The sequence below is a fragment of the Planctobacterium sp. AWH2_060 genome, assembly GCF_056158425.1.
Map to the genome: position 1 here is coordinate 2,543,919 of NZ_JBSWTG010000001.1, position 26,548 is coordinate 2,570,466.

Genomic DNA, 26,548 nt, shown 5'->3' on the forward strand with positions numbered 1-26,548 from the left:
AATTACAACTTATTACAAATCAACGTTGCTGATTTATGTCCACCATTTTTTTCTTAAAATCCGTTAATAGGTATTTGAGACCTTTGTTTGGAAATCTCTCGAATTCCAATGCTAACAAGCCACTTACAAAAGCGGCAGAAGCGGAGGTGCCATCAAACTTACTATAGTCTCCTTTAATGTTGACACTCATAAATTCAGAAGGCGCAATCACGTCAACAAGATCTCCAAAATTGCTGTAGGGTTTATCATTGCCAACGGTTAGCACTTCTGGAATTGCCGCTTCTACACTGTGCTCCTGTAATTCACTCCCGTTGTTACCAGCCGCAAACACGACAGCAATTCCCTTACCTCTTCGCCCGTTCGCAACTTTATCAACAATGACATCATAGACGGGTTGCATTAACCTCGGCGAATTCCATGAACAGTTAATTATGTGAGCCCCCGCGAGATCAGCGACAGTAAAGGACAAAACTGTACTGATAGTACGATTGAGCGGTTGCTTTATCGCTATTAATGAAGCCTCAGGTGCGACACCATCAATACCAACCCCATTGTGCTGGGCAAATATAATTCCCATCACAAGATTGCCGTGCCCGCTCTTCATCGAATTATTAGCGATATCTAAATTCTTATCGTCAGCATTATAAGAAAATTTAATATTTACCCCCTCCAAATCTTCATGGCTTAAATCAAAGCCGCTATCGATGATAGCGATGTTGATAGCACGACCTTTTTGCGGATTTTCGGAGAACGAAACAAAGTCAATAGCCTTATCCTTTAATGTTGCATTGTTGTTATCACGTTTCTGGATAATATCGGGCTGAGCGTATTCTATAAATGGTAACGAAGAGAGTGTTGTAGCATCAGTGATTGGGTGTTCAGATTCGAAAACATAAAAGTTTGATTGTTTCAGAGAGGCAATTTGAGTCAGTTGTTTTTTTAGTAAGTCTTGCAGATCGAGCTTAGATTCGGAACTTTTTATGATAACACTACCTGTCATTTTGAAGTCACCGCATATGCGCTCTCCAAAATTGGTAATGCAATTGTTTTCAGCTTTTACATGTAAGCTTATTAAAATAGGGAGCCACGTTATTAATAAACAACAAGTTTTGCTTACATTGATAAGTAAAGAATCACGCATCAGTTGTTGTCCTTGGCAGCTCTTGTTATTAGGTTTTGTACTACTAGCTATCAATTAAAAAACTAACAGGGTTCATGCAGCATTCACCCACGGCTAGCGCATTTTAATCATTGATTCTATCAGCACTGAGCGGAATTCATCGTCCAGTGCTGCCATTTTCTTCTTGCGCGCCATGCTGGCTTTCACGGTGTCATCCTGTTTAAACAGGTTGAGTGCTATTTTCCTCAGTACATTGAAGGCCAATGCGCCGTTTCCTTTTCGTATTCTTGATTCATCTTCTCTGAAAGTCATATCTAACGTCCAGTGCATACTCTCAATCTGCCAGTGACTTCGGACCGCATGCAGGGCCTGCGCGGCGTCCGGAAGCAGTGAACTGATGTACCAACGCGTTTCTTCTGTTGTTTTGCCGCTGGCTTTCTCTTCAATCCGGGCGGTGACTTTGATAATTGTTTTCAGTCCTGTCCAGCGGTACTCTCTGGCAAGCCACTGAGGATCGACAACTAACTGTTCATAATGGCGTACCTCTATTCTTCCATGACCGGAGTCGGTTTCGGTATGTTCACTGTACTGCTCCTTTGTTAACCCTTCGCGGACAGATTTATGCCACCAGGCCTCTAATTCCGCCTGTAAACCGGAGTGGTTTCCTTTGAGTGCCAGAACATAATCCGCTTTGCTTCGAACAATCTGTTTGGCAATTTCTTTCTGGTAACCCATGGCATCCAGTGTGATGATGCTGTTTTCAATATCCAGTAAGCTCAATAGTTCAGGAATGGCAGTGATCTCATTACTTTTCTGGTCAACGGCTACCTGTCCCAGTACAAGCTGATGCTGACAGCTCCACGCACTGACTGCATGCAATGGGTTTGTTCGTTCTCGTGTCTGAAAAGACCGTCTGGCGGTTTTACCATTAATGGCAATAACATCACATCCGGTGACATCAATCAGCTCCGATATCCAATTTTGAAACGCCTTTTCTATTTCTTCAGGCTTAAGACGATAAATAACCCTGGCTATTGTGTCGTGGCGGGGGATACATTGTTCAAAGGGGCGATATTGCCTGAGCCAGTCGAGCTTAAGTTTTCCAAAATCTTCAATATCTTCCCAACCTTCAGCTCCTGAAATTACTGCGCAGACAGATAACAACAGGATATCCATCAGCTCATAGCGTTTACAGCGATCTATACGAGGGTCTTCAATGGATTCGAAGTGTTTTAGTGAATTTTCAATCATAATGAATATCTCAAGCTTTTGATTTGGTTGCCTGATCTGATCATCCAATCGCTAAATAGTTCAAATTAAAACGATCTTGCCGTGTCGTCAGCTATAACAGCCTGACTTGCAAAAAATATGTACTTTATTTTACATTATTATCGTAGACATGTGTTATCAGAAGTACAAATGTAGTTCGAAAAAGGCTTACCTTAGCTCTGTTTTAACGTAATGGATTTTTTTTGCGTCACGTCTCAATCGATATAAACCAATCCTAAATGCCCCTATTGAGTGCCAACCCAAGCCTTAATTCCAAGAGAGCATCAATACAACGGGAGAAGCGCAGTTAAATGAAAATATTGCGTTGATAAAAAGTAAACACCCGCAAGTATTTCTGTAAGTGTTTACTCTGCCATGGTTTTGTAATTTTTTGCTTAGCTTCTCGGCGGGAATATTCCATCAAGCGCCAACATAAAGTTGACGGTTAAGTACGGCTGTCGGTTTTCATGAGCAACGTTACCGCCTTCACTACTTATCGCACTCGGCGACATGTAATCACCTGGTATAGGTGTAGTTGCATAACTATAGGTTGGCGTCCCTATGAACATATTTGACGGCATTTGATCAGAACCCGGAGAGCCTCCACTTGTCGGAACCTCCGCGTTAATATTACCGTGAGTATGTAAAGGCAATTGCGACTGGTAAAGCTGCACAGTGCTTTGTCCACCAAAGTGTCCAAGCTGTCTTGGGGTCAAACCTGGCCCCGTACCATCCCCCAACGGTACCCTGCTTTTGACATTGGGGACGCCCATAGTCACTCGCCAATCACCACCATAAGTAGATCCGATAATAGCGAATAATGCCTGATTCTGTGATATCGGCAACAATTGCCCCTGACACAAGGCCCAATTCGCGATTGCAAAATTGAATCCGGCCATTTGGATTTCTCCAATAAAAGGATTTGCCATTTGAAACTCCTTAAAAAATTTGGTTGTGATTACGAACGGCTCGGATAGAGGCCCTGAATACATATGATGAAAGACAAGCATTTCCAAGGCATCATATTGTCATGAGATACGCCATTACCTGTTGAATGCACTTCACCGGCTGCCATCTCTACAGGTGTAGTGCCACTAACATGGGATTTATACATCGACCCTCCTGCATTGGACACATCAGCCAATACATTCCCCACAGGAGAATTAGTAATTGCTGCGCTCGTGGAGGCTTGCAAAACATGGGTATGAGCTGGCATTTCACCTTCGGTTAACGACACTTCTTGCAAGCCATATCGCTGTCCAATAGCTCTTGGCGTTAGACCTGGCCCTGTTCCTTGGTGCACAGGAATGCGGCCTCGCATATCCGGCAAACCAAAACTAGTGCGACCATCGCCACCATAATAAGTACCCAACAATGAATACAGAGCAGTATTGCTGCTAATACTCAATATCTGACCGTCACAAAAGGACCACTTGGCTGGGGCATAGGTCCCCCCAAAAATTCGAATTTCTCCGTAATAACCTTCTGACATGATTCGCTCCTGTTAATTGCGGGGTGGGAAAAGACCAGAAATACACAATACAAAATTCAGCACCTGAGTAGGTTGCAAATTGGAGTGTGCCTGGTTGCCACCGGCAGATGTGGGCAGCGTATTTGGACTCATTTCCACTGTACTGGTAGCCGGATGATAAATATCGAGCGGGGTTCCGCTGCTAGATACAGACTCCGCAAACGCTCTGCCTGCGGGGCCCGGGAAATCCCCATTTGCATCTGTGCACGACAGGTAATGAGTATGTGAGGGCATATTGGCATCAGTCAGTATTATACTTTCATACCCATATTTTGACCCGAGGTTATCAATGCCAGGATTCCAGCCCATTGGGGCCCTACCGCGTAAATCAGGGTAAGCAAAGTTCGTTGTTCCATTTCCGCCATAAAATGTGCCCAGCAAAGCAAAAAGGGCGGCATTTTGACTTATCTGAGTAACTTGCCCATCACACTTGGCCCAATCAACTGGTGCCCAGTTGAAGCCTGTAATTGAGATTTGCCCCAGGTAAGGGTCAATCATCGCCATAAAAATTCTCCTGATATTCCATAAGTTGAATCTAAAACTCGTTAAAGTTCAAACGAATGAGGGTTAGCTGCTAAGTTTTGACTTATCGTAGGAGCAACAAAACTCAAGATTCTCGGCATCGTTTGGACTGCCATAAAGGCAAACTTCACCAATTGCATCATGTTTTAATATGTAGTGATGTTCGGGAGTTGCCTGTTTGGGGGCAACTTTAAACACCACTTTAAAAGCTTCCCACTCGTCACCATTGCAAGCCCCTGCTTCACACTTGATCATCGGAGCTTCAAAAGTATCAACGGTTGCATCATCACCGTCGGAAACCGCTGTTCCTTCCACATCAGACAGCTGCAAGGTGAATGTTTCATCAACTAACTTAGAAACATCTGCAAATCGAAAATTCTCCATACCATCTCCTCAAAGAGCCTAAATTAACGTTTCGAATCTGCTCCCACTTATATAAATGGACGCATGAAATAAAAAATTAAAACACCATAAAATAATTTTTTAAAAGTGTTTAAAGCGTAGACAACAGACTTTCAATCAGTCAAAGAAGAACACACTTATTTCACTTTTTATTTAAAACAATCTAAACCATCAAAACAAAAACACTGCAAAAATAAAAACCATAGAAAACACAACTAACTGCAGCTGAATTTTCAGATTACTATGGATTGACCAGCATTTAACATCGGCTTCCAGGTCATTAAAATGTACATATCATCTTCTTGCTCAACAACAAAACCCAGCTTCACATACAGCTTGAAAGCACCGGGATTGTTGCGTGCCACAGTTAACGTCATGGGTACTTTCGATTGCTCTGCGGCAACCATTAGTGAACGGATGATGACCTCGCCAAACCCAAGCCCTCTGGCTTGAGGCAAAAAAGCGATTTCCACGAGCCGCACTTCATTGTGACCAAAATCTACAGTTACCTTTCCAATGAGTTCGTGATGCTTTTCAATGACAAAATACATTGCATTGGGATACTGCTGACCATAACCTTCCGTTTGCGCTCGCAGCTGCATCTCAACAATCTGCTTAATATATTCTTCTTCAGCATCAATGAGTAACAAGTCCTGACGCACAGACTCGTGAAGCATGGCCAGAAATGGCTTATCTTTATCCTGCGCAGGCCGCATATGCAGGCCTTCGGGTATATTTAAATTATTCACCAATAAAACTCTCTATTTACCTTCAAAAAACACTCATGGTAAAAAACATACACTTGCGAATAGCTTATTAGCTTCTTCGATTTTATCTTGCTCGTAACTATCCGCCTGGCGGCTAAACCAGCTTTCAAATTCTTGCAAAGTGGGATAGCCATCGGTCATAAAATTCATAATATTGAAGCAAGGCACGCTAAAAAAAGTACAAAATGCCACATCTTGTTCAAACTCTTGATGCAGTTCTTGAGCTTCGTAATGAGGTGTGGGCATCAATCGGTATTTACTCCAGAGCCGGGGTAAATAGGCCAACCCCTGCTCGCTTTTTTCGTCTGCATTTAAGACGGGTTGCTTGGCATAATAATCGGGAAGTTGCACCTCCCATACCGGAGCTTCATTGATCACGTACCGATACTTTACAAGGTCTCCTGCAACCCCATGAAAGTGCATTCTGGCGCTGGCAGTACATAAACTGCTTTGCTGCAGGTCAAGGTAGTGCTCTTTGTATACAACAATATCTGTTACCTGATAAAACCTGTCGATGATACCCTGCACTGGAGGAAGTACGAATTCAAAACTAAGAGGTTCTTGCTCACCTCTGTGAATAGCGGCTGCGGTCTCCCGGTTTAAATGCAGTAAGTCGGCTAATTTGAAAGGCAAGCCCGATTTGTCGCCCAATGTACCCATTTTGTCAGTATCGAAGACGGTTGTCGGCTCTCCCATCCAAATACTGGTTCTGATGTTTTCCGGGATAAGTTTACCGTCAGGTTTCAAAAACTGTTGTAAGTGAGAGAAAATGGTAACTTGAGGTTCCCTGCATAAAAAACCACTCATGGTCTCAGAAATGAGTAAATCAAAGCGCTGATCTTCTGGTGGACACCATTTGGTGGCATCAGCACAATGGATCGTCACCATACCTTCGACATCCAACTGTTGCAGCACTTTTTGCAATGCCGTGACGTTCTCAGGATGAATATCGAGACAAGTCACGTGGAGCGGGACTTTTTTCAAACTTGGTAGCAGTGGCGTCAAAATTGAACCCCATGGTCCGGTACCAGCATAAAGGATATTGATGGGCCCTTCATGCCCCTCACCACTGCGCAACCGAGACGCCAAAATATCGGTTATAGCCGCCTGATTTGCCAATAAAAAGGTCTGAGTTCTGATGGGTTCCACCTGGCATTTAGCGGCCTGTAATGGTGATATTGCAACACCTGCACCGGTGTCGATGTCATCCCAATTGTTCATGTCGTCATCGAGGACGATGTCAGTCCAGGCACTGTAGATATCCGCCATTTGCTTAACAACCGGCATCAAGGCGACAAAGTCTTTCTCCCCCTGAAGCAGTTTATTAGTGAGCACAGCTAAACGCTCTGCAGTTGCAGCAGTTTGGCTAGCAACAAGACTCGCATCATCAAATTGAGACATCAGCCAGTCATTCGGTTGAATATCCACCACTAAATGCAGGCGTTCGGTATCACTATCGTTTACCACCGAATGTTCTAAATCGGCATTCACATACCACAATTCTCCAGCATTCATATCCAGAGATTCTCCATCGGAGTAAAACTGAACTTCAGTGGCGGTAAGGATTGGTATGTGTAATCTGGCAGCTTGTTTTTCAATACACAAATCGTTATCGCGATGGGGCAGAATCTTAGCACCTTTACCTAACTTCATAAGTCGCACAGACTTTTTTGGGGCTTGTATTTGAGACAACAACTCATTGATAACGGGCAACTGTTTCAGAACCGGCAAATCTATCCAGACACCATTACTGTGGATTTGATTTGCTTGTAGAATAGTATTGGCATTTTCGTGATCCGCGAGTGCCCTGAGTGGCAAGAGCCGCCACTCTCCATGATAAACATCGACATTAACGTGAGCTGACCAGTTTTCCTCAGCCAAAGTAAGCAACTCTCGTTTTAATTTATCGGCATTAAAACTCAGTATCGTGTTCAACTTCTGTGACGCAATCGCCAAAACAGTCTCCTTACCTGATCCATGTTCATTAAGTCATTCAACTTCATGTACAGTAAAGCTACTATGAGGTTGTTGAATTGTGAATAAATCTAGACCTATATTGATATATTTGCCAATATTTTTATTTTTTAATATTTCTCAAAATGAGTTATTTTTTATAACAAGAGTCCTTTTCAAATCCACATTACAACACATTACAAAAATGGAAGGATTGAGAAAAATAATGAGCCTGAATCAAGAAGATATCTGTTACCTGGCATCTCTCAGCTGCGGGAAATGTGATATGCAGCATGAAAAAATTGCCTATGACAAGAACAGTAAAATGCCGCTAGTCAATGCTATTGCCGAACATGGCTTTGCACGTGTTGGATTGTGCCCAACCGCAGGCCGACTCTTAAATCTTACCTGTGCACACACTTCTTCTCGCTGCAAATTAATTAACCTGATCAAAAAAATGCCAGATCACCAGGTGGCACCACAAACGAGAGACGAATGGATTAGAGAGATAAAAGATATCGATTTTAAGATCGTCAGCCTTGATGTACAGAAAAGTGATCTCGAAGTTCGTCATGCCAAAATGAAAAATGCACAACTTAGTAACGATACTCCAGAAGGTAAATCAGAAATGCAAGAAATCGAAAACAGCATTGAACAGGTCGTAACAAATTATCATGTTCAGGTAGCCGCCATGAGCAGCTTACAAGCGAAAATAAATCGAGTATTTAAGCTAAACCACTAGTGTTCATTTTTTCCTTACTGCCAGAGCGTTTTGCTCTAGCGATGATGCAACTACTTGCCATTAAACCATCCAGTGATGCTGTATCGATTATTCTCTGCGAAAGGAGTTACATAGGTCACTGAATGAGGCAATGCCACATCTAACAATACCAGGCTATTAAACAAAGGCATCCAGGTTTCAGAGGAAGTGATATCCGCTGAAAAAAATGGCAAAAGTCCGCCCCAATCGGGATGCCAATTGTTAGAAAAGTTAAACACGTAAGCAATTTTGCGAACTTCTGCCTGGTTCACCTCATGATGGGCGGTTAAAAAGCTGCCTGATAGTCGGTCAAATCAACCATTATTTGTTCTGCAGGTTTCATAGTGTCTCTGGCTTTCATTCCATTATTTGATGTATCGTGCACAAGCATTAAGGGCGTAACCAACACAGCATATTGGGAAAGGAGCCAGGCTCATTCAGCGGCTTACACATTCCAAAATAGGAAAGCAAAGGCTGACCATAAACCCCCCCGCTCTGGAAACATTCGATAAGATTTTTTGAAGAACCGCGATATCCTGCTTCGTGGAACACCACTTCGGGAGGCAAACCAATTGCTTCCAATGCCGCCCAAGACCAGGCAATCGCCGCGATTTCCTCACCATCGCCTTGACCTGAATCATTTACATTTTCGTTTAAAAGGTGGCGGGTTGCCGCAGGTTGAACCGCGATATGACCAGCTTCGTGCAATAAATCGCCGGGGAATTCTAGTTTTTCGCTATCCACCCACAGCTGACCATTATGGATGGTTACGCCCGGGAGGAATGTCTCTCCATCAATCCCGGTAAGCTTCACCTGAACCCCCACCTGCTCAAGAAATGTAATTATTCGCTGTAAAAGTTCAGTACCTGAAGTTGATGGTTGCATCAGAGATCCTTTTCATGTTGATGGCGTTCAGTAGCAATAGGCATTTAAGGACAAAACTATAGTCGATTAAAGGGGTAAATAAAAATCAATTGATAGAGCGTTAAACTAAAACAAATCAATCTCTGAATCTTTGGCTCTGACCACTTCTTGTTCGAGGTTACCGTCCTCGATAAGCTGCTCGTAGCAATACACTGCATTGCGGCCGTGCTCTTTGGCGTAATACATGGCCTTGTCAGCCCGCTCCATTAGCACCTGTTCGTAATCTTCCTGCGAGGCTTCTGCAAACCCGATACTCACTGTAATTTTACCCACCAATGGGAACCTGTCTTGCTCTATTTCCATGCGAAAGTCGTTGAGTTTTTTGAAGGCATCCGAGCGGGTGGTTGGCTCCATTATGATGACAAACTCTTCGCCGCCAAAGCGGAATACATAATCGGAGGAGCGGAAGTAACTGGACATTTTTTGCGATAGCGTGAGCAAAACCTCATCTCCACAAACATGACCAAAGACATCATTCACCTTTTTGAAAAAATCGATATCGATGATCACCAGCCAGGGCTTATCACCGGCATGAGCTTCCCGGGCGGGGATATCCGATTGCATGCGCTTTTGTCTGCTGGCCTGCTTAGCCAGCATTTGTCGTAAATGTCGTTCAAATGAGTGGCGGTTTAACAAACCGGTTAGTTTATCTTTTTCGCTCTCCACCAGCACTCTGAGATTGTTGCCATATATGCGAGCGAATGCGCTGATAAGCGATTTGTTCTCTGTGGTGATACTTTCTGCCCGTAAATGCAATACCAGCTTTTTGCCCGCCCCAATGACAGGTACCCATAATTCAGTCATGCCGTCACGACTTTCCGTGACTGAACGCTTCAGACTATCTATACAGGTAACCAGTTGAGTGGAGGGTTTAACCAGTGTTTGATTTGCATACCAGACAAAGTGAGGGGCAATGGATTGGACTTTAAGTTCGAGTAAAACGGTGATGATGGGATTGGGCCAGCTCCGTTCTAACTCGTATAAACACGCTTTTTCAAAATACACGTATTCGGCAATAGTAGACAACAGACTGATCCCGACGGAATCCAGGTCTTTTTGCTCAGTTAGTGACACCACCGAATCGAGTATTTGCTTGTTCATTGACCATTCTCTGTGAAGGTAATGACCCAGCTTAAGCCCTAACCATAAGTTCTCAATTAAACTTTAGTATGATATCGCAGTGCCGGATTTACTTGCTCAACACTATCTGTTCATGAAAGAACTTTCGGTAGTTAATCTTAATATCCTCGGCGCGCACCGCGCTGGCGATTTTTTCCCGACAATGCTTGTCTGCCAGATTAACGTCTTTGGGCGCCACAAAGTGATTGGACCGAAATGAGAAAAAGGTTTTCACTTTTGGTGATAAGGGCGCATTCTCATTGTGTTCAGTGACTAACGAGAGCTTTTCGGAATCCAACTTCACCAGACTTCCCACCGGATGCACTCCAATATACTTAATAAACTTGTTTACCAAAGCCCGGTCTAGTTCCGTTTCACTGCATTTTAATAATATCTTTAATGCCTGGTTAGGTGGCATGCCCTTTTTATAGCAACGGTCTGCAGTCATTGCATCGTAGCCATCCACTATGGCAATCATGCGCCCATAAAAATTGATATCGGCATCGTCCAACCCCATTGGGTAGCCTGAGCCATCCAGACGCTCGTGATGTTGAGCCACCACATGGAATAAACGCTCGGTGATACCGTCCATTGTTTTTAAAACTTCCAGACCTTTAACCACATGACCTTTCATCACCGTCATTTCTTCGTCTGTTAGCCGCGCGGGTTTATGCAGAATTTCATCCGGTATTTCAATTTTGCCAATGTCGTGCAGCATACCAGCCAGAGCCAGCTCAGAAACCACATCAGGGTCCAGCTCTAATGATTGGGCAAACGCGCCCATTAAAATGCCAACATTGAGGGAGTGCTCCAGCAAATAGGCATCCTTCTGGCGAAGATGAGTCATACACAGTAAAGCATTGGGATTGCGATCCAGTGAGTTAACAAACTTCTCACTGACATTTTTGATCGATTCAAAATTAACCGGAAGACCCGACTGAATGGAGTGCAACAGTTTCTTTTGCAAATGCTTGGCTTCTTCATACAAGGCACTGGCCTGGGTCAGTTCATATTCTAAAGTGGCAGTTCCTCTCGCGTGAGCTTTTTGCTCTGAGGTCTCTGATGAAGCATTGTCGGTCTCTTTTGAATCTTCAGGGAGGTCACTGCGTTCCATGTCGACAACAAGCGAAAGAATACCCTTAGATTTTAGAATAGAAATGGCACCTTCATTGGTAACCTTGCCCTGAGTTTTGATTTTTAAATCACCATTTTGCTTATGCACGGCTTCAACGAACATACCCACCTGCAATTTATCAATGGGAACTACAACCAACTTACTCATCAACCCGACACAACCCTTTTTTAATTGATTACCCTTATCATAGAGTAGCTTAGTAAAGTAACCAAACTGACATTTGCTAAAGTTGCCTTTTTTTAAGAAAAAATTAACTTTAACAGCCTCTGTTTCACAATTCCCTTGGAACAGGTTAATTTAACTACCCCAAAATAAATTCCAATCCGACACTGATACATTAATCATTGTAATCGCTGTTTACAGCCGTGTATTTGCCATTGTCGATTGGCTCGAAAACTAATGCCGATGGTGCTCTTTTTTTTGCGCTCCTATTTCATTAAATAAATTGTGTTATGGTATCGGTAAGCCAACTTTTTCAACCGGACACATGGAAACAGAACAATTCATCAGGGAGCTTAAAGCCATTGGCAAAAAGGCAGAGAGCGAAGTCAGCAAGCGAGATTATTACCATATGCGCGCGATTGGCTTGATGGGCCATATTTGTTTTCTGCTTGGTATCGCTTGTGCCGTACAGGGATACACAATTCTGGCCAGCATCACCATGGTCTGGTCATTGATGATTAGCTGGTTATTGATGCACCACATTGGTCATGGCGGCTACAACAGAATAGCGGATATTCCGAAGCGCTATCATTCAAAACATTACGCGCAGGGCTGGCAACGTTATATTGATTGGTTTGACTGGATTAAGCCGGAAGCCTGGAATTATGAACACAACTATCTGCATCATTCGTTTACCGGAGAGTTGAAAGATCCGGACCTGGTGGAAGAGAATCTCGACTGGCTGGCTTCTGCCAGAGTCCCCTGGCTGGTGAAAGCGTTGATTTTGTTGTTTTTTGCCACAACCTGGAAAATTACCTACTACTCCGCCCGCACCCTTTCGTATTTAAGGGGCTACAATAAAATCGACTTCAGCAATTTTTTTGATCTTCGGCATAAATCACAACGCGTCATGTGGTTGCAATTATTCTTGCCTTATATCGGGTTTCATTTTGTTATTTTGCCTTTATTGCTGGAGTGGCTTTTGCTGCCGGCAGCAGTTTTTTGATGTGCAGGATCGCAGCCGAGTTACTGCATAACTTACACACTTTTATTATTATCGTGCCTAATCATGCCGGCGAAGATTTATGCCGCTTTCACCATGTGCAAAAGCAACAGCGTCGCGGCGATGCTTATTATTTACGTCAAATCACCGGCTCTGCCAATTATCATTGCGGTAATGAATGGCTGGATCTGTCGCAAATGTATCTGAACTATCAAATTGAACACCATCTCTTTCCGGCCTTGCCCATGCGCCAGTATCGACTTATTCAACCTCAGATTAAGGCTCTGTGTCAGAAATATGGAGTGCCCTATATTCAGGAAAGTATCTTTAAACGACTCTGAAAATTGTGGCGATTGCCACTGGTACCCGAAAAATGCAAAGCGACCTGCCTGCTTATATACCCAAATCACCTCAAGATGCTAGCTTTCAGCGTGAGATAAAAAACGTTTAGACAAGTAAAAATGACGTAGGCATGGTTGCTCTCACGTTAAGTCATTTTAATGCAGTATAAACGTTTTTTAGCCACGCCCTTCGGGAGCTACACAGCACTTCCATTACTGTGTTGCATGTGTTTGAAAGGTAGCCGACATTCCTTCTCACATGCGCCTTGTACTGAAAGCGCTGTGATAGCTCTGAAACAGTATCTTGAGGTGATTTGGGTATATATCGGATGAGCGCTAATTTTTTCACTAACTGTTTGATTTTTAGGCTGTCATCTGGATGTCACAGTTTTCCCGCTTGCGCCCGGTGATCCCGCGCTATAAACTGCCAGCATTAGGCTGTCCGGACCGGCTCCGGAAGCTTTTACACCTTCATTTACGGATTGTAAAATAATAAGCATGTCGGAACACGCAGTAGAATTAAAAGGTACAGGCTTTACCCTGTCGGTGGTGAAAATCACCCATCCTGATCTGGAAAAAGTCAAAGCCGAACTGTCGCAAAAAATAGCGCAGGCACCACAGTTTTTTAATCTTGCGCCAGTGGTAATTAATCTGGAAGCCAGTGAAGCTATGCCGGATTTTGCCTCATTAAAATCCCTGCTGGCAGAACTCAGATTATTACCCGTAGGTATTACGGGTTGCCCAGACACACACAAACAAGCCGCGAATGATGCCGGGTTTGCGCTGATGAACGCGCCTAAAAAACCAGTCAACAAGGCTCCTTCTGGCAATGACGCTCCAGCTCCCGAAGTCGTTGAGAAAGTGGTAACGGTAAAAGAGTCCGTGCCCAGTAAGATTATTCAGCAGACACTGCGCTCAGGTCAGCAAATCTACGCCCGAGGTGGTGATTTGATTGTTATTGGCTCCGTCAGTAATGGCGCAGAAGTGATTGCCGATGGCAACATCCATATTTATGGTGCGTTACGAGGACGCGCCATTGCAGGGGCGTCAGGCAATAATGATGCCCGGATATTTTGCCGTAAACTCCAGGCAGAACTGATCAGCATCAACGGCCATTACTGGACCTCAGACAAATTACAGGACCACTGGGAAAAGCCCGTTTGTATTTCATTAAATGGTGAGCAGTTGACACTCTCATCATTAGATTCTTAATTTAGGAACGATTATGTCACGAGTTATCGTAGTTACTTCCGGTAAAGGCGGTGTTGGTAAGACCACCAGCAGTGCAGCCATAGGTACCGGACTGGCTTTAAAAGGCCATCGCACCGTTATCGTGGACTTTGATATAGGTCTGCGAAATCTGGATTTGATCATGGGTGTTGAGCGCCGTGTGGTTTACGACTTTGTCAATGTCATTAATGGTGATGCCAACCTGAACCAGGCGCTGATCAAAGACAAACGCGTGGAAGGCCTGTACATACTTCCTGCTTCGCAAACCCGCGATAAAGATGCCCTGACCCGGGATGGTGTGGAAAAAGTGCTGGAAGAGCTGAAGCAAAATTTCGACTTCATCATTTGTGATTCACCTGCAGGTATCGAGCAAGGTGCACTTATGGCCTTGTATTTCGCCGACGAGGCAATTGTGGTGACTAACCCGGAAGTCTCATCGGTTCGAGATTCCGACCGTATTTTGGGCATTCTGGCGTCAAAATCACGCCGTGCTGAGCAAAATATGGAGCCGGTTAAAGAACACTTGTTGTTAACCCGTTATAACCCTACCCGCGTGACCGCTGGTGAGATGTTAAGTGTTGATGACGTCAACGAAATTCTGGCCATTTCCCTGCTAGGAGTTATTCCTGAATCCCAGGCGGTACTGAAAGCCTCTAACATAGGTGAGCCTGTGGTAATGGATCAGGAAAGTGATGCCGGACTGGCCTATCAGGATGCTATCGCTCGTCTTTTAGGTGAAAAACTGGATTTTCGCTTTTTAACCGAAGAGAAAAAGGGCTTACTGAAGCGCTTATTTGGGGGGTAATCAACTATGTCATTGTTAAACTATTTTCGCCCCAAGAAAAAGCCAGCCGCCTCTGTTGCCAAAGAGCGGTTACAGATCATTGTTGCCCACGAGCGCAAAAAACGCGCGGGCCCCAGCTGGCTTCCGCAAATGGAGCGCGACATTCTTGACGTTATCAGCAAATACGTTGAAATCAGCCCGGATGCTATCTCGGTGCAGTTAGAACAAACTGAAGATGACTTATCTGTGTTGGAGCTCAACGTTACCTTACCTGAGTAACTGCTAAGCTATTGAAGATACCTGGCGGTGATCGCTTCTAATTCACCGCTTTTTTTCATTTGGTATAAGGTACCGTCCAGTGCTTTTCTGAACTCTTTTTGCCATGGATATTGCCCGATTGCTAAGCCCGGTTCTGAATACCCGATATAACCATAATCCCGACCAGCTACAGCCGCCTGAAACAGTCTGTGATGAGTTTCTGATTTGTATTTGCCGTTCCTTTTTAAGCGTGTCATGTGATATTGGTAGGCCAGTTGCTCCATCAAAATGCAATCATTGCGCCCCGATGCCACCATCATCAGCAATAAATCTGCGCTGTCCACTTCGTGATAACTAATGGCTTTCTGTTCAATCATGGCTCTGAACTCAACCCCACCCCAACCATCGTAGCCGCGCATGTTGCCTATGGTTTTTCCGACGAAGTCTTGAGGCCATTTTAACGGCTCTGCACTGCTGACATTACTGTTGCAAATCACCAAAACCGTCTCTTCATAAAGGGGGAAAGAATAAGGATAAAGATATGGCCAATCGTGAGCGTGAAAATAAGTTGGCATCAGCCCAAACCCCTCACCTTCTTGCATCAGATGTTTGCCACGATTCCAGGGTACGGGTTCGAAGATCAGGCTATAACCTTCCATTCGGGTAAATGCGGCATCTAGTATATCGATGTACAAGCCTCGTACATCTCCCTTCTCCCGATAACTATAGGGAGGATAACCATCATCAACATGTATTTTAACTTCAACTGTTGCATGCACGCACAAGCTTGCGAACAATATTGGCAACAGAAAAAATAATCTGCAATACATTAAAGGCCCCGAATATGACTTATTCACAGTATAGAGCCTACTGACTATTTCGGGTTAGTTTTATGATTTAAATTCCGGCGCCTTCGGCTTGTGCTGCATTTGCCAATAATCCATCAACACCACATGGCGGTGGCGATAAGTCTTCCGTGCACAATTCAGTCACCCACAAGGTATCCTTAGCTAAATCACCCGGCATGGTGATTTTGTGCACTAAGGACTTGTCCTCCAAAGGCCCTATGACCACGCGAAACCGCGTAGGGCTGTGCTCCGGATTTTCAATAATATGGGTAGAATAACTGCGGAACAGCATACTGCGTTCATAAGCATATTTGAGATCATTAAAACTGCCCGCAACGGCAAACACCCCGGCCTTTTCTGCAACAGACGAAAGTACCGGACCATCCTCAATACTGACAAGTTCTTGCTGGGGTTGCACAGTTTCAATAAGATTGTTGTTCGCTGCGAGCTCATCAACTATCTGATTTTCAGGGGGTGAATTGTCAGCCAAAATTGTGGGTTGATTTGCTTCCTCACAAAGCGAGTCATCTGTAAGAAAACGATGAAAAGCACAATCTTTGTCCATCACCATGGACAGCGCATGATCACTTAAGCCCTTCCCCGTAACCAGATAACTAATTCCGCCAGCAGCCAGCAACTCTAATGAAGCACACCCAGAAATACTGGTTAACACAATACAAAGGCCCGAAACCTTAACTATCTTCAGCATAAACTTTCCACAATGTCAGTTTCCTGACGAATGACATAACTTGAGTCAGATGATTAATTTACAGGCAATGTTCAGGCCAAAAATAATCCAGAAATCATTGTTCCCGGCAAGTAAGCTGGTTAGACTCTCGCTACACAAAAATGCTGCTCCGGGTTGTTTCAGGCCAAACAGCGCAGTGCATACAACAAAAACACCTAATTTCCATGCAAAAAAATTACTCTTTATTGACCGGTTATATTATGGCAGCTGTGGTCGTCTCCATCTGGAGCGGTTTTATTGTGGTGTCCCGCTATGGCGCTACTAATGCGTTGCTGAATTACGATTTAATTGCCTTGCGCTATGGCGTTGCCACACTGGTGTCCTTGCCTGTTTGGTGGTTCTTTTCCAGCCGGGTTAACTTTCTCAATTATCGATATCTCCTGCTCGCGGTTTTTGGCGGGCTTTGTTACGCCCTTTGTGCTTTCAGCGCCTTCGCCCTGGCACCCGCCAATCACGCCGCAGTGTTTTTGCCGGGTTTTATGCCAGTAGCTATTAGTTTGTGTATCTGGGTATTGCTGGGTACAAAAGTAAAAGGTAAACAATTACTGGCGCTGGGTATCATATCTGCTGGCATCATTTTGCTGGCTTTGAATACTCTGACGGTTAGTGCAGAGACCCTCAGAGGAGATTTATTGTTTTTGGCAGCCGCTTTTAGCTGGGGCATTTTTAATGCGTTATTAAAAAAGTGGCACCCGGACCCCTACGCTACCGTTGTGGCCGTATCGCTGTTTACTTCCATTGTGTATTTACCGGTTTTCATATTTTTTCTGCCGTCAAATCTGGCCACTGCCCCCGATTCTGAAATCTGGTTGCAGGCCGGATACCAGGGAGTTTTAGCTGCCGTGGTACAACTACTGCTTTACGTTAAGGCAGCCAAAACCATTGGCGCAAATAACATGGCCGTTACTATGGCGTTTGTGCCGGTATTAGCCGCGTTATTGGCAGTGCCGGTATTGCATGAGCAACTTTCGGTGTTTATTGTGGTGAGTTTGCTATGTGTCACAGGTGGCGCTATTTTTGGTAATATCCAGGGCAATAAGCATCGTCATGACGATGAAATTAATTAACGCGACTTGCGGGACCTCTGATGCTGATACCTAAAAAGCTGAAACCAGGTAGTTTGCTGCCAATAGCGCTTTTGTTTTCGCTGTTATTGAACGGTGCATCGGTATATTCCCATGGTGAAACCCATTATCTTGGCAACAGCGCGGTTCTGGTTGAATCTGAACACAAAAAAGTGCTGTTTGATCCGTTTTTCCATAACGATTTTGGTATTTATCAACTGGTACCGGAAGCGATGCACACCGCCATCATGGCCGGTGAACCGCCCTACGACAACATTAACGCAGTCGTAATAAGCCATGCCCATGTAGATCACTTTTCGGCTTACGATGTCGCTGAGTATCTCTCTAAATTTCCTGGCACAGTATTAGTGGCGCCTCAGCAAGCGATCGATATGTTGAAAGAATATCTGGTGCCCAAACAACAGCTGCACGCATTTAACCTGGACTTCGAAGCACCGCCTGAGCAACAAACCGTTAAGGGAATGCAGATCAGTGCCTTACGTATTCCTCATGCCGGTTGGCCGGGCAGGAAGGATGTTCAGAATCTCGTATTCAGAGTGCAATTAGGCAGCACTTTGTCAGCGATGCATATGGGGGATGCCGATCCAGATGATATTCATTACCTCCCCTATGAGGCGTTCTGGCAAGAGCAAAAGACTTCCGTCAATTTTCCACCCTATTGGTTTTTTATGTCCGCGGAAGGCCGAGATATCCTGCATGAAATTTTGAATGTGAAAAAGCACATATACCCAAATCACCTCAAGATACTGTTTCAGAGCTATCACAGCGCTTTCAGTACAAGGCGCATGTGAGAAGGAATGTCGGCTACCTTTCAAACACATGCAACACAGTAATGGAAGTGCTGTGAAGCTCCCGAAGGGCGTGGCTAAAAAACGTTTATACTGCATTAAAATGACTTGACGTGAGAGCAACCATGCCTACGTCATTTTTACTTGTCTAAACGTTTTTTATCTCACACTGAAAGCTAGCATCTTGAGGTGAATTGGGTATAGGAGTTCATGTGCCCAAACAAGTTCCCAAATACCTGAAAGACAGTGATTACCGTTATTTTTCTACACCAGGAGAAGCGCAAAGTATTGAATGATCCCCCCGATATTTGACATAATTCAGCAATAACAGTGCAGTACCTTAGCCTGTTACAAAAAACAATAATGCACAAAATCCATACAAACCGTTCAAAACGCCTGGTTTTTCATCATTTGAACGTAAAATAATCAGAATTGTCACAATAACCCTGATCTATTTTGCAAAAATGATGTATACTGCCGCGCAATTTTTTTTTAACTCCAAAAAGTGAAGCCATGACAGACTTAGCTAAGTACAGAAATATTGGTATCTTCGCTCACGTAGACGCGGGGAAAACAACTTCTACAGAACGTATTCTTAAACTTACCGGTAAAATCCATAAAACCGGTGAGGTACATGACGGTGAATCAACTACCGATTTCATGGAACAGGAAGCAGAACGTGGTATTACCATCCAGTCAGCTGCAACAACCTGTTTCTGGAAAGATCACCGCTTAAACATTATCGATACTCCAGGACACGTTGACTTTACAGTTGAAGTATACCGTTCACTGAAAGTACTTGACGGTGGTGTAGGTGTATTCTGTGGTTCAGGTGGTGTTGAGCCACAATCAGAAACTAACTGGCGCTACGCTAACGAATCTGAAGTATCTCGTATCATTTTCGTTAACAAACTGGACCGTATGGGTGCAGACTTCTACCGCGTTGTTGATCAGGTTAAGAATGTATTGGCGGCTAACCCGCTGGTAATGACTCTGCCTATCGGTATCGAAGACGAATTCACAGGTGTTGTAGATGTACTTTCTCAGAAAGCTTACATCTGGGATGATTCTGGTCTGCCAGAAAACTACGAAGTGGTTGATATCCCTGCAGACATGGTTGACAAAGCCGCTGAATACCGCGAGCAATTGGTAGAAACAGCCGTTGAGCAAGACGATGACCTGATGATGGCTTACATGGACGGCGAAGAGCCTTCTATTGAAGACCTTAAGCGTTGTATCCGTAAAGGTACACGTGACCTGGCTTTCTTCCCAACTTACTGTGGTTCTGCTTTTAAGAACAAAGGTATTCAGTTGGTACTAGACGCCGTTGTTGATTACTTGCCTTCTCCAACAGAAGTTGAACCTCAGGATCTGACTGACGAAGAAACTGGTGAGCCTACTGGCGAAGTAGCAACTGTATCTGTTGACGAGCCGTTCCGTGCTCTGGCGTTCAAAATCATGGACGACCGTTTCGGTGCATTAACCTTTATCCGTATTTACTCTGGTAAGCTGAACAAGGGTGACACCATCCTTAACTCTGCAACAGGTAAAACTGAGCGTATCGGCCGTATGGTAGAGATGCACGCAGACGAGCGTACAGAATTAACTTCTGCACAAGCTGGTGACATCATCGCTGTTGTAGGTATGAAGAACGTACAAACTGGTCACACTTTATGTGATCCTAACAACCCTTGTACGCTTGAGCCGATGATCTTCCCTGAGCCAGTAATCTCTATTGCTGTTAAGCCTAAAGATAAAGGCGGCAACGAGAAGATGGGTATCGCTATCGGTAAACTGGTAGCTGAAGATCCTTCGTTCCAGGTTGAAACTGACGAAGAGTCTGGCGAAACCATCCTGAAAGGTATGGGTGAGCTGCACTTAGATATCAAAGTAGACATCCTGAAGCGTACTTACGGTGTTGAGCTGGAAGTTGGTCAACCTCAGGTTGCTTACCGTGAAAGCATTACTCAACCTATCGAAGACTCTTACACTCACAAGAAGCAGTCTGGTGGTTCTGGTCAGTTCGGTAAAATCGACTACCGCATCCGTCCTGGTGAGCCTAACTCTGGCTTCAAGTTCGAATCTGTGGTTGTTGGTGGTAACGTTCCTAAGGAATTCTTCCCAGCCATCGAGAAGGGCTTCAAGGGCATGATGGATCAGGGTGTTCTTGCTGGATACCCGGTACTAGACGTTGAAATTGAGCTGTTCGACGGTGGTTTCCACGCAGTAGACTCCTCGGCTGTAGCCTTCGAAATCGCTGCAAAAGGCGCATATCGTCAGTCTATGCCTAAGGCAGGTCCTCAGTTGATGGAACCTATCATGAAGGTTGACGTATTCACGCCAGACGATCACGTTGGTGACGTAATCGGTGACCTTAACCGTCGCCGTGGTATGATCAAAGACCAGGAAGCAGGCGCAACAGGTGTACGTGTTAAAGCTGACGTACCTCTGTCTGAAATGTTTGGTTATATCGGTCACCTGCGTACTATGACTTCAGGCCGTGGTCAGTTCTCTATGGAGTTCTCACACTACATGCCTTGTCCTAACGCAGTAGCTGAAAAAGTTATCGAAGAAGCTAAAGCGCGTAAAGCGGCTAAATAAGCTCTTCTGACTTAAATAGAAAAGCCCCGACAATTGGTCGGGGCTTTTTTGTATCTACCCAAGTGTATTTTAAAGTCAGCAGACCTGAGCTTAACTTTGCTGCACCACATCCTGCCAGTCATTTTCCAGCTTAGCCATCAACTGTCCTAACTCCTGCCCTGAATCATAGGGATTGCTCTCCCACCCCTCGATATGTCCACCGAACTCAACACTCTTGTCTTGCAATAAATGTAATAGCCAGGCCAAATTTGTGGTTTTGGGAACAATACCTATATTGGCCCAACAACGCCATTTGTTCATATGCTGCTGAAAAGCATCAATATCAGTATCAAAGCCTTGACAGCTCAGTGATTTAGCCAGTTTCCGGGCACCAGATTCAGTATTGTGTTCAAAGTAAAAAGACAAGGAAACCCGTTTATTGGTGTCCAGGTTGCGAAGTTTTAACCCTTTGGTAATATCTCTCATCCACTCTGTCACAGGCATATTTTCGGAATTCATCATCTGGCTCCAGACAGCGTAACTGTCAAATTTATAACATCTCCAAAGTAATCATAATCTTTATTCGACAGAAACACGGATGTTGCCACCAATATCGGTATATATTTTCATACCTTTTATGTATGTAACCCGATACTTGCTCATTGCGAGCCATACCTCAAAGTTGCTGACATGACATTGTGTTTAGATTACGCGCGCCATAAAATGTTACCCAATGGTTTTACCCTCAGGTGGAACAATGAATAAAAGCAACAAAAAATACGATCTACGGCTTCGTAATCAGAATGAATATGACAACGATTACGTGGAGTTTTCTTTGGCGTACAGTCAAAATCTGAAACTTTGTCTGAGAGCCATATGGGAAGAATTATTCAGGCAATCCCAACAACAAGATAATATTCTGTATTTTCCCTATCACCTGATCAGGCAACAAAGTGAGCAACAGGCTATCGCCTGTCGACACAGCTATGCTGGAATTCCTCTGGAACGCAAACACCTGCGCCACATTCAGAGCGTCGAAGTAGAGATTTTGGCACTCGATACCGCCTTCAAATGCAGCGCTTTCAATAAACCTGATGCGCTTCAAAAAGAGATTCAGCAAACCCTTATCGCCTTGCGAATTATTTTTAGCGAGTTTAAAGAAAATACTAATCAGGACTGCCAAAAGCGCCTGACGTTATTTGCAGATCACATTACCCGGCTGATTATGGAACTAAAGCAAATCGTATTGATGATAAATAGTTAAATCAATTATTCCCGATTTATAGGCAGTGAGTATATTGACCAAATACTCACGAAATGTCCTAAATCCCCTGGTCATTTTCACAATCATCTTTACTAACTTTCATAACCCATTGTATTTATTGAATTTTATTTATGGCCCCGGATTTGCTCGGTATCTTTAACGCCAGCGCCTTTAGAGCAAAATAAAACGAGGAATTGACTATGTATTCAGATGAAGATCTCAATGAAGCTGTCGGTAAAGGTATTTTTAGTGCCAGTGCCGTAAATGAATTCAGGCAACACCTAGCGCAATCACGCAATATCCACCAGGTAGATGAAGAAAACTTCCGATTGCTGAGTGGTTTTAACGATATATTCGTCATCATTGCCAGTGGCTTGTTATTAGCATCCCTGACATGGCTGGGCTTCGAGTCTAAACCTGTTATAGGTGCTCTGGTACTTGCAGCAGGCTCTTGGGGATTAGCAGAAGTATTTGTCAGAAGAAAGCGAATGGCATTACCAGCGATTGGCTTGTTATTCACCTTCCTGGCCGGGCTATTTGCCATACCAATCTCAATACTTGAGTTCAATCAGCAAGTTCATGAAGCCCAACTTGTTGCAGCGGGCTTATTAACGGTAGCGGGTGCATGGGTTCACTGGCAACGATTCCGGGTTCCGGTCACCATTGCAGCAGGTATGATCGCGCTATTTGCGGGTTGTTTCGGCGTTTTATTTCTGCAGTACCCTGAAATGCGCTATTTCTATCAACCTTATCTCGCTGTGGCAGGACTGATAACTTTTGCACTGGCGATGTATTGGGATGCACGAGATCCAAAACGTCAAACCCGCAATTCAGATATCGCATTCTGGCTGCACCTGTTATCGGCCCCTCTGATTGTGCATCCGATTTTCAGCAGCCTGGGTATATTCTCTGGCGTCACAGGATACTCAACAGCGCTAATCGTATTAGCCCTGTATACCATATTGGCACTAGTCTCTATTGTTGTGGACAGAAGGGCAATCATGGTTTCTGCTCTGGTATACGTGGTATACGCAATGAGTGGCCTGCTGGAAAACTATGGACTGGTTAGCTACAGCATGGCACTGACAGGTATTTTTATTGGTGGCAGCCTGCTGCTACTGTCAGCCTATTGGCAGCAAACTCGCCAGGCCATCGTGACCCTGCTACCGGGTAAAGCACAAGTATTTTTACCTTCCCTGCAATAGTATCACTCTCTTTTGCGCGGCTTAGGCCGCGCCTTTAACCAATTCGTGTTGATTTTTTCGGTATAATTTTTCAGCAAAGGTCGCACTTTCTAAAGATATTTATTGAACATCGAAATCAATACATCGCGCTTTATAGGCTTGGTGAGATAATCATTCATTCCAGCTTCTTTGCCCATTTGCTTATCTTCTTTCATTGCGTTGGCGGATAAGCCAATTATCGGTAAATCTCGGTGCCCTTTGCTACGTATGGTTTTGGTTGCTGTATAGCCGTCCATTTCTGGCATTTGAATATCCATTAAAACTAAGTCGTAATGAGGATAGTTCTCGATTTTACGGACGGCGACCAGTCCATTTTCAGCAACATCAAACGTCAGGCCCAGACTCTTCAACAACTCACCAGCCACCACCTGATTGATGTCATTGTCTTCCACCAGCAAAACATGACCACTTATTTCCTGGCTCTCTTGCTCCTTTTCACGGCTCACAGTACCCCAATTTTCAGCCACAAATTTAGCGATAAAATTCTTAAACTGCAGTGGGCTAAAAGGTGTTGCTAATGCCTGGTATCTGGCGTCAGCCATATTCAAGGTATCGGAAATTAAAGCATTGATGATAATACCGACACGAATATTCCTGTCTATTAGTATTGGTAAGTCCTTAGAAAACTGGCGCAATTCCGCAGGAGATTCTATATCTATCAGAATGTGAGAAAGCTCACTTTTGTTTAACAATGCACTTAATTGGGGCTTAGCTATGAAGCGGTTATCCAGTCCCACTTTTTGGCAGTATAAATCACTGATAAAGTGGTTTTCCGTAATATATACAGCCGTTTCTGGTAGGCAGGGCAAATCATCCAAAATGTTGGGCTGATTCCTGAAGGCTTTTAGCGGCAAACGTACCGTAAAGCAGCTCCCCTTGTCGGGTTCGGATTCGGCATCTACAGCCCCCTCCATCAAGTTCAATAGCTGGGTCACGATAGATAGCCCAAGCCCGGTACCACCATATTTTCGGTCGGTGGCACCATCGGCTTGTTCAAATGGTCGGAAAATTTTATCCAATTGCTCTTTGTCCATACCAATACCTGTATCTGTAATGGCAATGGTCAAATTCAGCTGGTTATCTTGGGCACTCATCTCACCAGTAAAGCGCATTGCTATATGGCCTTTTTCGGTAAACTTTACGGCGTTATTACAGATATTCATCAGTACCTGAGATAATCGCAAAGGGTCACCAATCACCCTATTTGGCAGGGAAGGATCAACTTCTAGTATTATTTGCAGATTCTTTTCTTTGGTTCTCAACGACACAACAGAAACCAAATTGTCGATAAAAGCATGCAATTCAAAGCTACTTTTTTCGATTTCCAATTTACCGGCTTCGATTTTAGAGAAATCTAAAATGTCATTGATGACGGTCATCAGAATCTCACTGGAATAAGAGGCTTTGTCCAAATAAGACAACACTTCCTGCTGATTGGTCTTTTTCATCGCCAGGTCAATCAGGCCAATAATACCGTTCATAGGAGTGCGAATTTCGTGACTCATATTAGCCAGGAACATACTCTTGGAAGCGGTGGCCTTTTCGGCATTTGACTTGGCTAAGGTCAGCTCTTGATTTAACTGCGTAATACGGTCATTGGTGCGCTGAGTTTCGGTTAATAATTGCTGGGTTTCTTTGTTTTTATCACTAAAAACTTGCGCAGCACGGGCCAATGCACCTATTTCATCGTTGCGCAACATTCCAGGAATAGCGCCAACCTTTTGGCCCTTCGCCAACTTATCAAACACTTCAGTAATGGAACGAATGGGGGTTAAAATCCTCAGGAGTGAATAAATTGCCGCAGCAAAGGCTAAAAGAACGGCAATAATAGAAAACAGATAACCTTGCAGCTGAGCGTTTTTCACCAACTGCTGAGATTGTTGCTTATTGAACTCCAACGTTTCAGTAACATCTTCCACTAAACTGGTACTAAGGTAGAGAAACTCATTTGCCGCGCCGGCCATGACAACGTTCACCAGGAACAGGTTGCCCTGGATAAGCTGGGTTAACGCCAAAAAATCACTGCGGGCCGTTTCGATTTCCTTAAATTGCGCGGCTCGGACGCTAAAGGGCAATTCACCTAACCTGGATTCGATAAATGCCAGACTGTCATTAAACTGGTTAATGTGGACACTACTGGGTTGCACAGTATAGCGGATTGAGGCAATTTCAGCTTCACTGAGGTGAAGTAACAACTGCTGAATCAGAGGGTTCAGATGAACATCTTGTTCCAGTTGCCTGAGTCGACCTTTCACTTCATCTAGTCTTTTTATGGTGCCTTGCTTCAACAGCTCCTCTCGTTTAGTGCGTGCTGAAACCACCTGCTCAAAGTTGGCTTGATAGTCCTGTAAATGAGTTTGCATTCTCTGCAGCAAATTGTCAGTCATAGGGCTGGGTAAATCCGAAGCATGCAATGCCTGAAACCCCTCAAGATCAGCGTTAATTTTTTGCATTATCTGAGTAAAGCGAGTGACCGCAGAGGGGCTACCGGTATTGATAAATAGCAACACCGTGCGCTGCAGGTTTAGCAAATCATACTCTATCTCTTTAACCTGCTTTAGATCAGCAAATGAGAGCGCAGAGTTATCCAGCGCAGCACTGAGTTGAGATTGGCTTTTTTGATTCAGAAAGGACTGCAGTAAAAATAAAACTATCAACGCAGCTATAACAAAAATGAGCTGTGAACGAATTGACCTCAACATGCAACAATT

26 protein-coding genes and 1 pseudogene are annotated in these 26,548 nt (G+C 44.2%); 11 read left to right on the top strand and 16 right to left on the bottom strand.

The features are described 5' to 3' along the window. Positions 1-19: 19 nt before the first annotated feature. From ACXAD8_RS10835 to ACXAD8_RS10870, 8 genes are all read right to left on the bottom strand, one after another. Positions 20-1,141, bottom strand: a complete 1,122-nt coding sequence (locus tag ACXAD8_RS10835; RefSeq protein WP_475228301.1) for a S8 family peptidase — start codon at positions 1,139-1,141, stop codon at positions 20-22. Positions 1,142-1,234: 93 nt separating this feature from the next. Next, positions 1,235-2,371 carry an ISAs1 family transposase gene (locus ACXAD8_RS10840; protein WP_475228303.1) on the bottom strand — a complete coding sequence of 379 codons (1,137 nt, stop codon included), beginning with the start codon at positions 2,369-2,371 and terminating at the stop codon, positions 1,235-1,237. Positions 2,372-2,784: 413 nt separating this feature from the next. Next, positions 2,785-3,318 carry a phage tail protein gene (locus ACXAD8_RS10845; RefSeq protein WP_475228305.1) on the bottom strand — a complete coding sequence of 178 codons (534 nt, stop codon included), beginning with the start codon at positions 3,316-3,318 and terminating at the stop codon, positions 2,785-2,787. A 29-nt stretch (positions 3,319-3,347) separates the two neighbouring features. After that, positions 3,348-3,881 (bottom strand): phage tail protein, encoded by a 534-nt coding sequence (locus ACXAD8_RS10850; RefSeq protein WP_475228308.1) that lies wholly within the window; start codon positions 3,879-3,881, stop codon positions 3,348-3,350. A 12-nt stretch (positions 3,882-3,893) separates the two neighbouring features. Then, entirely contained in the window at positions 3,894-4,424 is a 531-nt protein-coding gene (locus tag ACXAD8_RS10855; RefSeq protein WP_475228310.1) for a phage tail protein, read from the bottom strand. A 63-nt stretch (positions 4,425-4,487) separates the two neighbouring features. After that, the gene (locus ACXAD8_RS10860; RefSeq protein ID WP_475228313.1) at positions 4,488-4,826 is read right to left on the bottom strand and encodes a DUF6916 family protein; all 339 of its coding nucleotides are present in this window, start codon (positions 4,824-4,826) and stop codon (positions 4,488-4,490) included. Between the two features lie 251 nt (positions 4,827-5,077). Next, the gene (locus ACXAD8_RS10865; RefSeq protein ID WP_475228316.1) at positions 5,078-5,593 is read right to left on the bottom strand and encodes a GNAT family N-acetyltransferase; all 516 of its coding nucleotides are present in this window, start codon (positions 5,591-5,593) and stop codon (positions 5,078-5,080) included. A 33-nt stretch (positions 5,594-5,626) separates the two neighbouring features. Continuing rightward, a complete protein-coding gene (locus ACXAD8_RS10870; RefSeq protein WP_475228319.1) occupies positions 5,627-7,567 on the bottom strand; it encodes an aspartyl/asparaginyl beta-hydroxylase domain-containing protein in 1,941 nt (646 codons plus the stop codon). A 79-nt stretch (positions 7,568-7,646) separates the two neighbouring features. Here ACXAD8_RS10870 and ACXAD8_RS10875 point away from each other — a divergent pair, with 79 nt between their 5' ends. Beyond that, positions 7,647-8,306: a hypothetical protein gene (locus ACXAD8_RS10875; protein WP_475228321.1), complete on the top strand. Its 660-nt coding sequence runs from the start codon at positions 7,647-7,649 to the stop codon at positions 8,304-8,306. A gap of 50 nt (positions 8,307-8,356) precedes the next feature. Here the strand turns inward: ACXAD8_RS10875 and ACXAD8_RS10880 are convergent. The 4 genes and pseudogenes from ACXAD8_RS10880 to ACXAD8_RS10895 all read right to left on the bottom strand — a co-directional run. Next, positions 8,357-8,614 (bottom strand): annotated as a pseudogene (locus ACXAD8_RS10880) (2OG-Fe(II) oxygenase family protein); the annotation flags it as partial. A gap of 100 nt (positions 8,615-8,714) precedes the next feature. Further along, positions 8,715-9,209, bottom strand: coding sequence for a hypothetical protein (locus tag ACXAD8_RS10885; RefSeq protein WP_475228323.1), 495 nt, complete (start codon positions 9,207-9,209; stop codon positions 8,715-8,717). A gap of 105 nt (positions 9,210-9,314) precedes the next feature. Further along, positions 9,315-10,349: a GGDEF domain-containing protein gene (locus tag ACXAD8_RS10890; protein ID WP_475228326.1), complete on the bottom strand. Its 1,035-nt coding sequence runs from the start codon at positions 10,347-10,349 to the stop codon at positions 9,315-9,317. Between the two features lie 88 nt (positions 10,350-10,437). After that, positions 10,438-11,649, bottom strand: a complete 1,212-nt coding sequence (locus ACXAD8_RS10895; RefSeq protein ID WP_475228328.1) for an HD-GYP domain-containing protein — start codon at positions 11,647-11,649, stop codon at positions 10,438-10,440. Between the two features lie 340 nt (positions 11,650-11,989). Here ACXAD8_RS10895 and ACXAD8_RS10900 point away from each other — a divergent pair, with 340 nt between their 5' ends. From ACXAD8_RS10900 to minE, 5 genes are all read left to right on the top strand, one after another. Next, entirely contained in the window at positions 11,990-12,670 is a 681-nt protein-coding gene (locus ACXAD8_RS10900) for a hypothetical protein (protein WP_475228330.1), read from the top strand. Then, positions 12,640-13,008 carry a fatty acid desaturase family protein gene (locus ACXAD8_RS10905; protein ID WP_475228332.1) on the top strand — a complete coding sequence of 123 codons (369 nt, stop codon included), beginning with the start codon at positions 12,640-12,642 and terminating at the stop codon, positions 13,006-13,008. Before ACXAD8_RS10900 ends, ACXAD8_RS10905 begins: the two co-directional genes overlap by 31 nt. A gap of 498 nt (positions 13,009-13,506) precedes the next feature. Beyond that, positions 13,507-14,220: a septum site-determining protein MinC gene (minC, locus tag ACXAD8_RS10910; RefSeq protein WP_475228334.1), complete on the top strand. Its 714-nt coding sequence runs from the start codon at positions 13,507-13,509 to the stop codon at positions 14,218-14,220. Positions 14,221-14,233: 13 nt separating this feature from the next. Beyond that, entirely contained in the window at positions 14,234-15,043 is an 810-nt protein-coding gene (gene minD / locus ACXAD8_RS10915) for a septum site-determining protein MinD (protein ID WP_475228337.1), read from the top strand. A 6-nt stretch (positions 15,044-15,049) separates the two neighbouring features. After that, positions 15,050-15,301, top strand: a complete 252-nt coding sequence (gene minE, locus ACXAD8_RS10920; RefSeq protein WP_475228339.1) for a cell division topological specificity factor MinE — start codon at positions 15,050-15,052, stop codon at positions 15,299-15,301. An 8-nt stretch (positions 15,302-15,309) separates the two neighbouring features. Here minE and ACXAD8_RS10925 read toward each other — a convergent pair whose 3' ends face one another. Both ACXAD8_RS10925 and ACXAD8_RS10930 read right to left on the bottom strand, forming a co-directional pair. After that, the gene (locus ACXAD8_RS10925; protein ID WP_475228342.1) at positions 15,310-16,059 is read right to left on the bottom strand and encodes a substrate-binding periplasmic protein; all 750 of its coding nucleotides are present in this window, start codon (positions 16,057-16,059) and stop codon (positions 15,310-15,312) included. A gap of 118 nt (positions 16,060-16,177) precedes the next feature. Next, positions 16,178-16,837 carry a hypothetical protein gene (locus ACXAD8_RS10930; protein ID WP_475228345.1) on the bottom strand — a complete coding sequence of 220 codons (660 nt, stop codon included), beginning with the start codon at positions 16,835-16,837 and terminating at the stop codon, positions 16,178-16,180. A 239-nt stretch (positions 16,838-17,076) separates the two neighbouring features. Between ACXAD8_RS10930 and ACXAD8_RS10935 the strand changes: the two genes are divergently transcribed. The 3 genes from ACXAD8_RS10935 to fusA all read left to right on the top strand — a co-directional run bounded on the left by ACXAD8_RS10935 (position 17,077) and on the right by fusA (position 21,350). Continuing rightward, on the top strand, positions 17,077-17,943 hold the full coding sequence (locus tag ACXAD8_RS10935) for a DMT family transporter (RefSeq protein WP_475228348.1): 867 nt from the start codon (positions 17,077-17,079) through the stop codon (positions 17,941-17,943). Between the two features lie 20 nt (positions 17,944-17,963). Beyond that, positions 17,964-18,752 (top strand): MBL fold metallo-hydrolase, encoded by a 789-nt coding sequence (locus ACXAD8_RS10940; RefSeq protein WP_475228350.1) that lies wholly within the window; start codon positions 17,964-17,966, stop codon positions 18,750-18,752. A 510-nt stretch (positions 18,753-19,262) separates the two neighbouring features. Continuing rightward, positions 19,263-21,350: an elongation factor G gene (gene fusA / locus ACXAD8_RS10945; protein ID WP_475228353.1), complete on the top strand. Its 2,088-nt coding sequence runs from the start codon at positions 19,263-19,265 to the stop codon at positions 21,348-21,350. 90 nt (positions 21,351-21,440) lie between these two features. Here the strand turns inward: fusA and ACXAD8_RS10950 are convergent, their stop codons facing one another. Beyond that, the gene (locus ACXAD8_RS10950; protein ID WP_475228355.1) at positions 21,441-21,851 is read right to left on the bottom strand and encodes a hypothetical protein; all 411 of its coding nucleotides are present in this window, start codon (positions 21,849-21,851) and stop codon (positions 21,441-21,443) included. 235 nt (positions 21,852-22,086) lie between these two features. On the opposite strand from ACXAD8_RS10950, the gene ACXAD8_RS10955 reads away from it, so the two are divergent. Both ACXAD8_RS10955 and ACXAD8_RS10960 read left to right on the top strand, forming a co-directional pair. Beyond that, a complete protein-coding gene (locus ACXAD8_RS10955; protein ID WP_475228358.1) occupies positions 22,087-22,593 on the top strand; it encodes a hypothetical protein in 507 nt (168 codons plus the stop codon). Between the two features lie 200 nt (positions 22,594-22,793). Next, on the top strand, positions 22,794-23,798 hold the full coding sequence (locus ACXAD8_RS10960) for a hypothetical protein (protein ID WP_475228360.1): 1,005 nt from the start codon (positions 22,794-22,796) through the stop codon (positions 23,796-23,798). Between the two features lie 89 nt (positions 23,799-23,887). On the opposite strand, the gene ACXAD8_RS10965 is transcribed toward ACXAD8_RS10960, so the two are convergent. Further along, entirely contained in the window at positions 23,888-26,539 is a 2,652-nt protein-coding gene (locus ACXAD8_RS10965) for an ATP-binding protein (protein ID WP_475228363.1), read from the bottom strand. Positions 26,540-26,548: the final 9 nt, after the last annotated feature.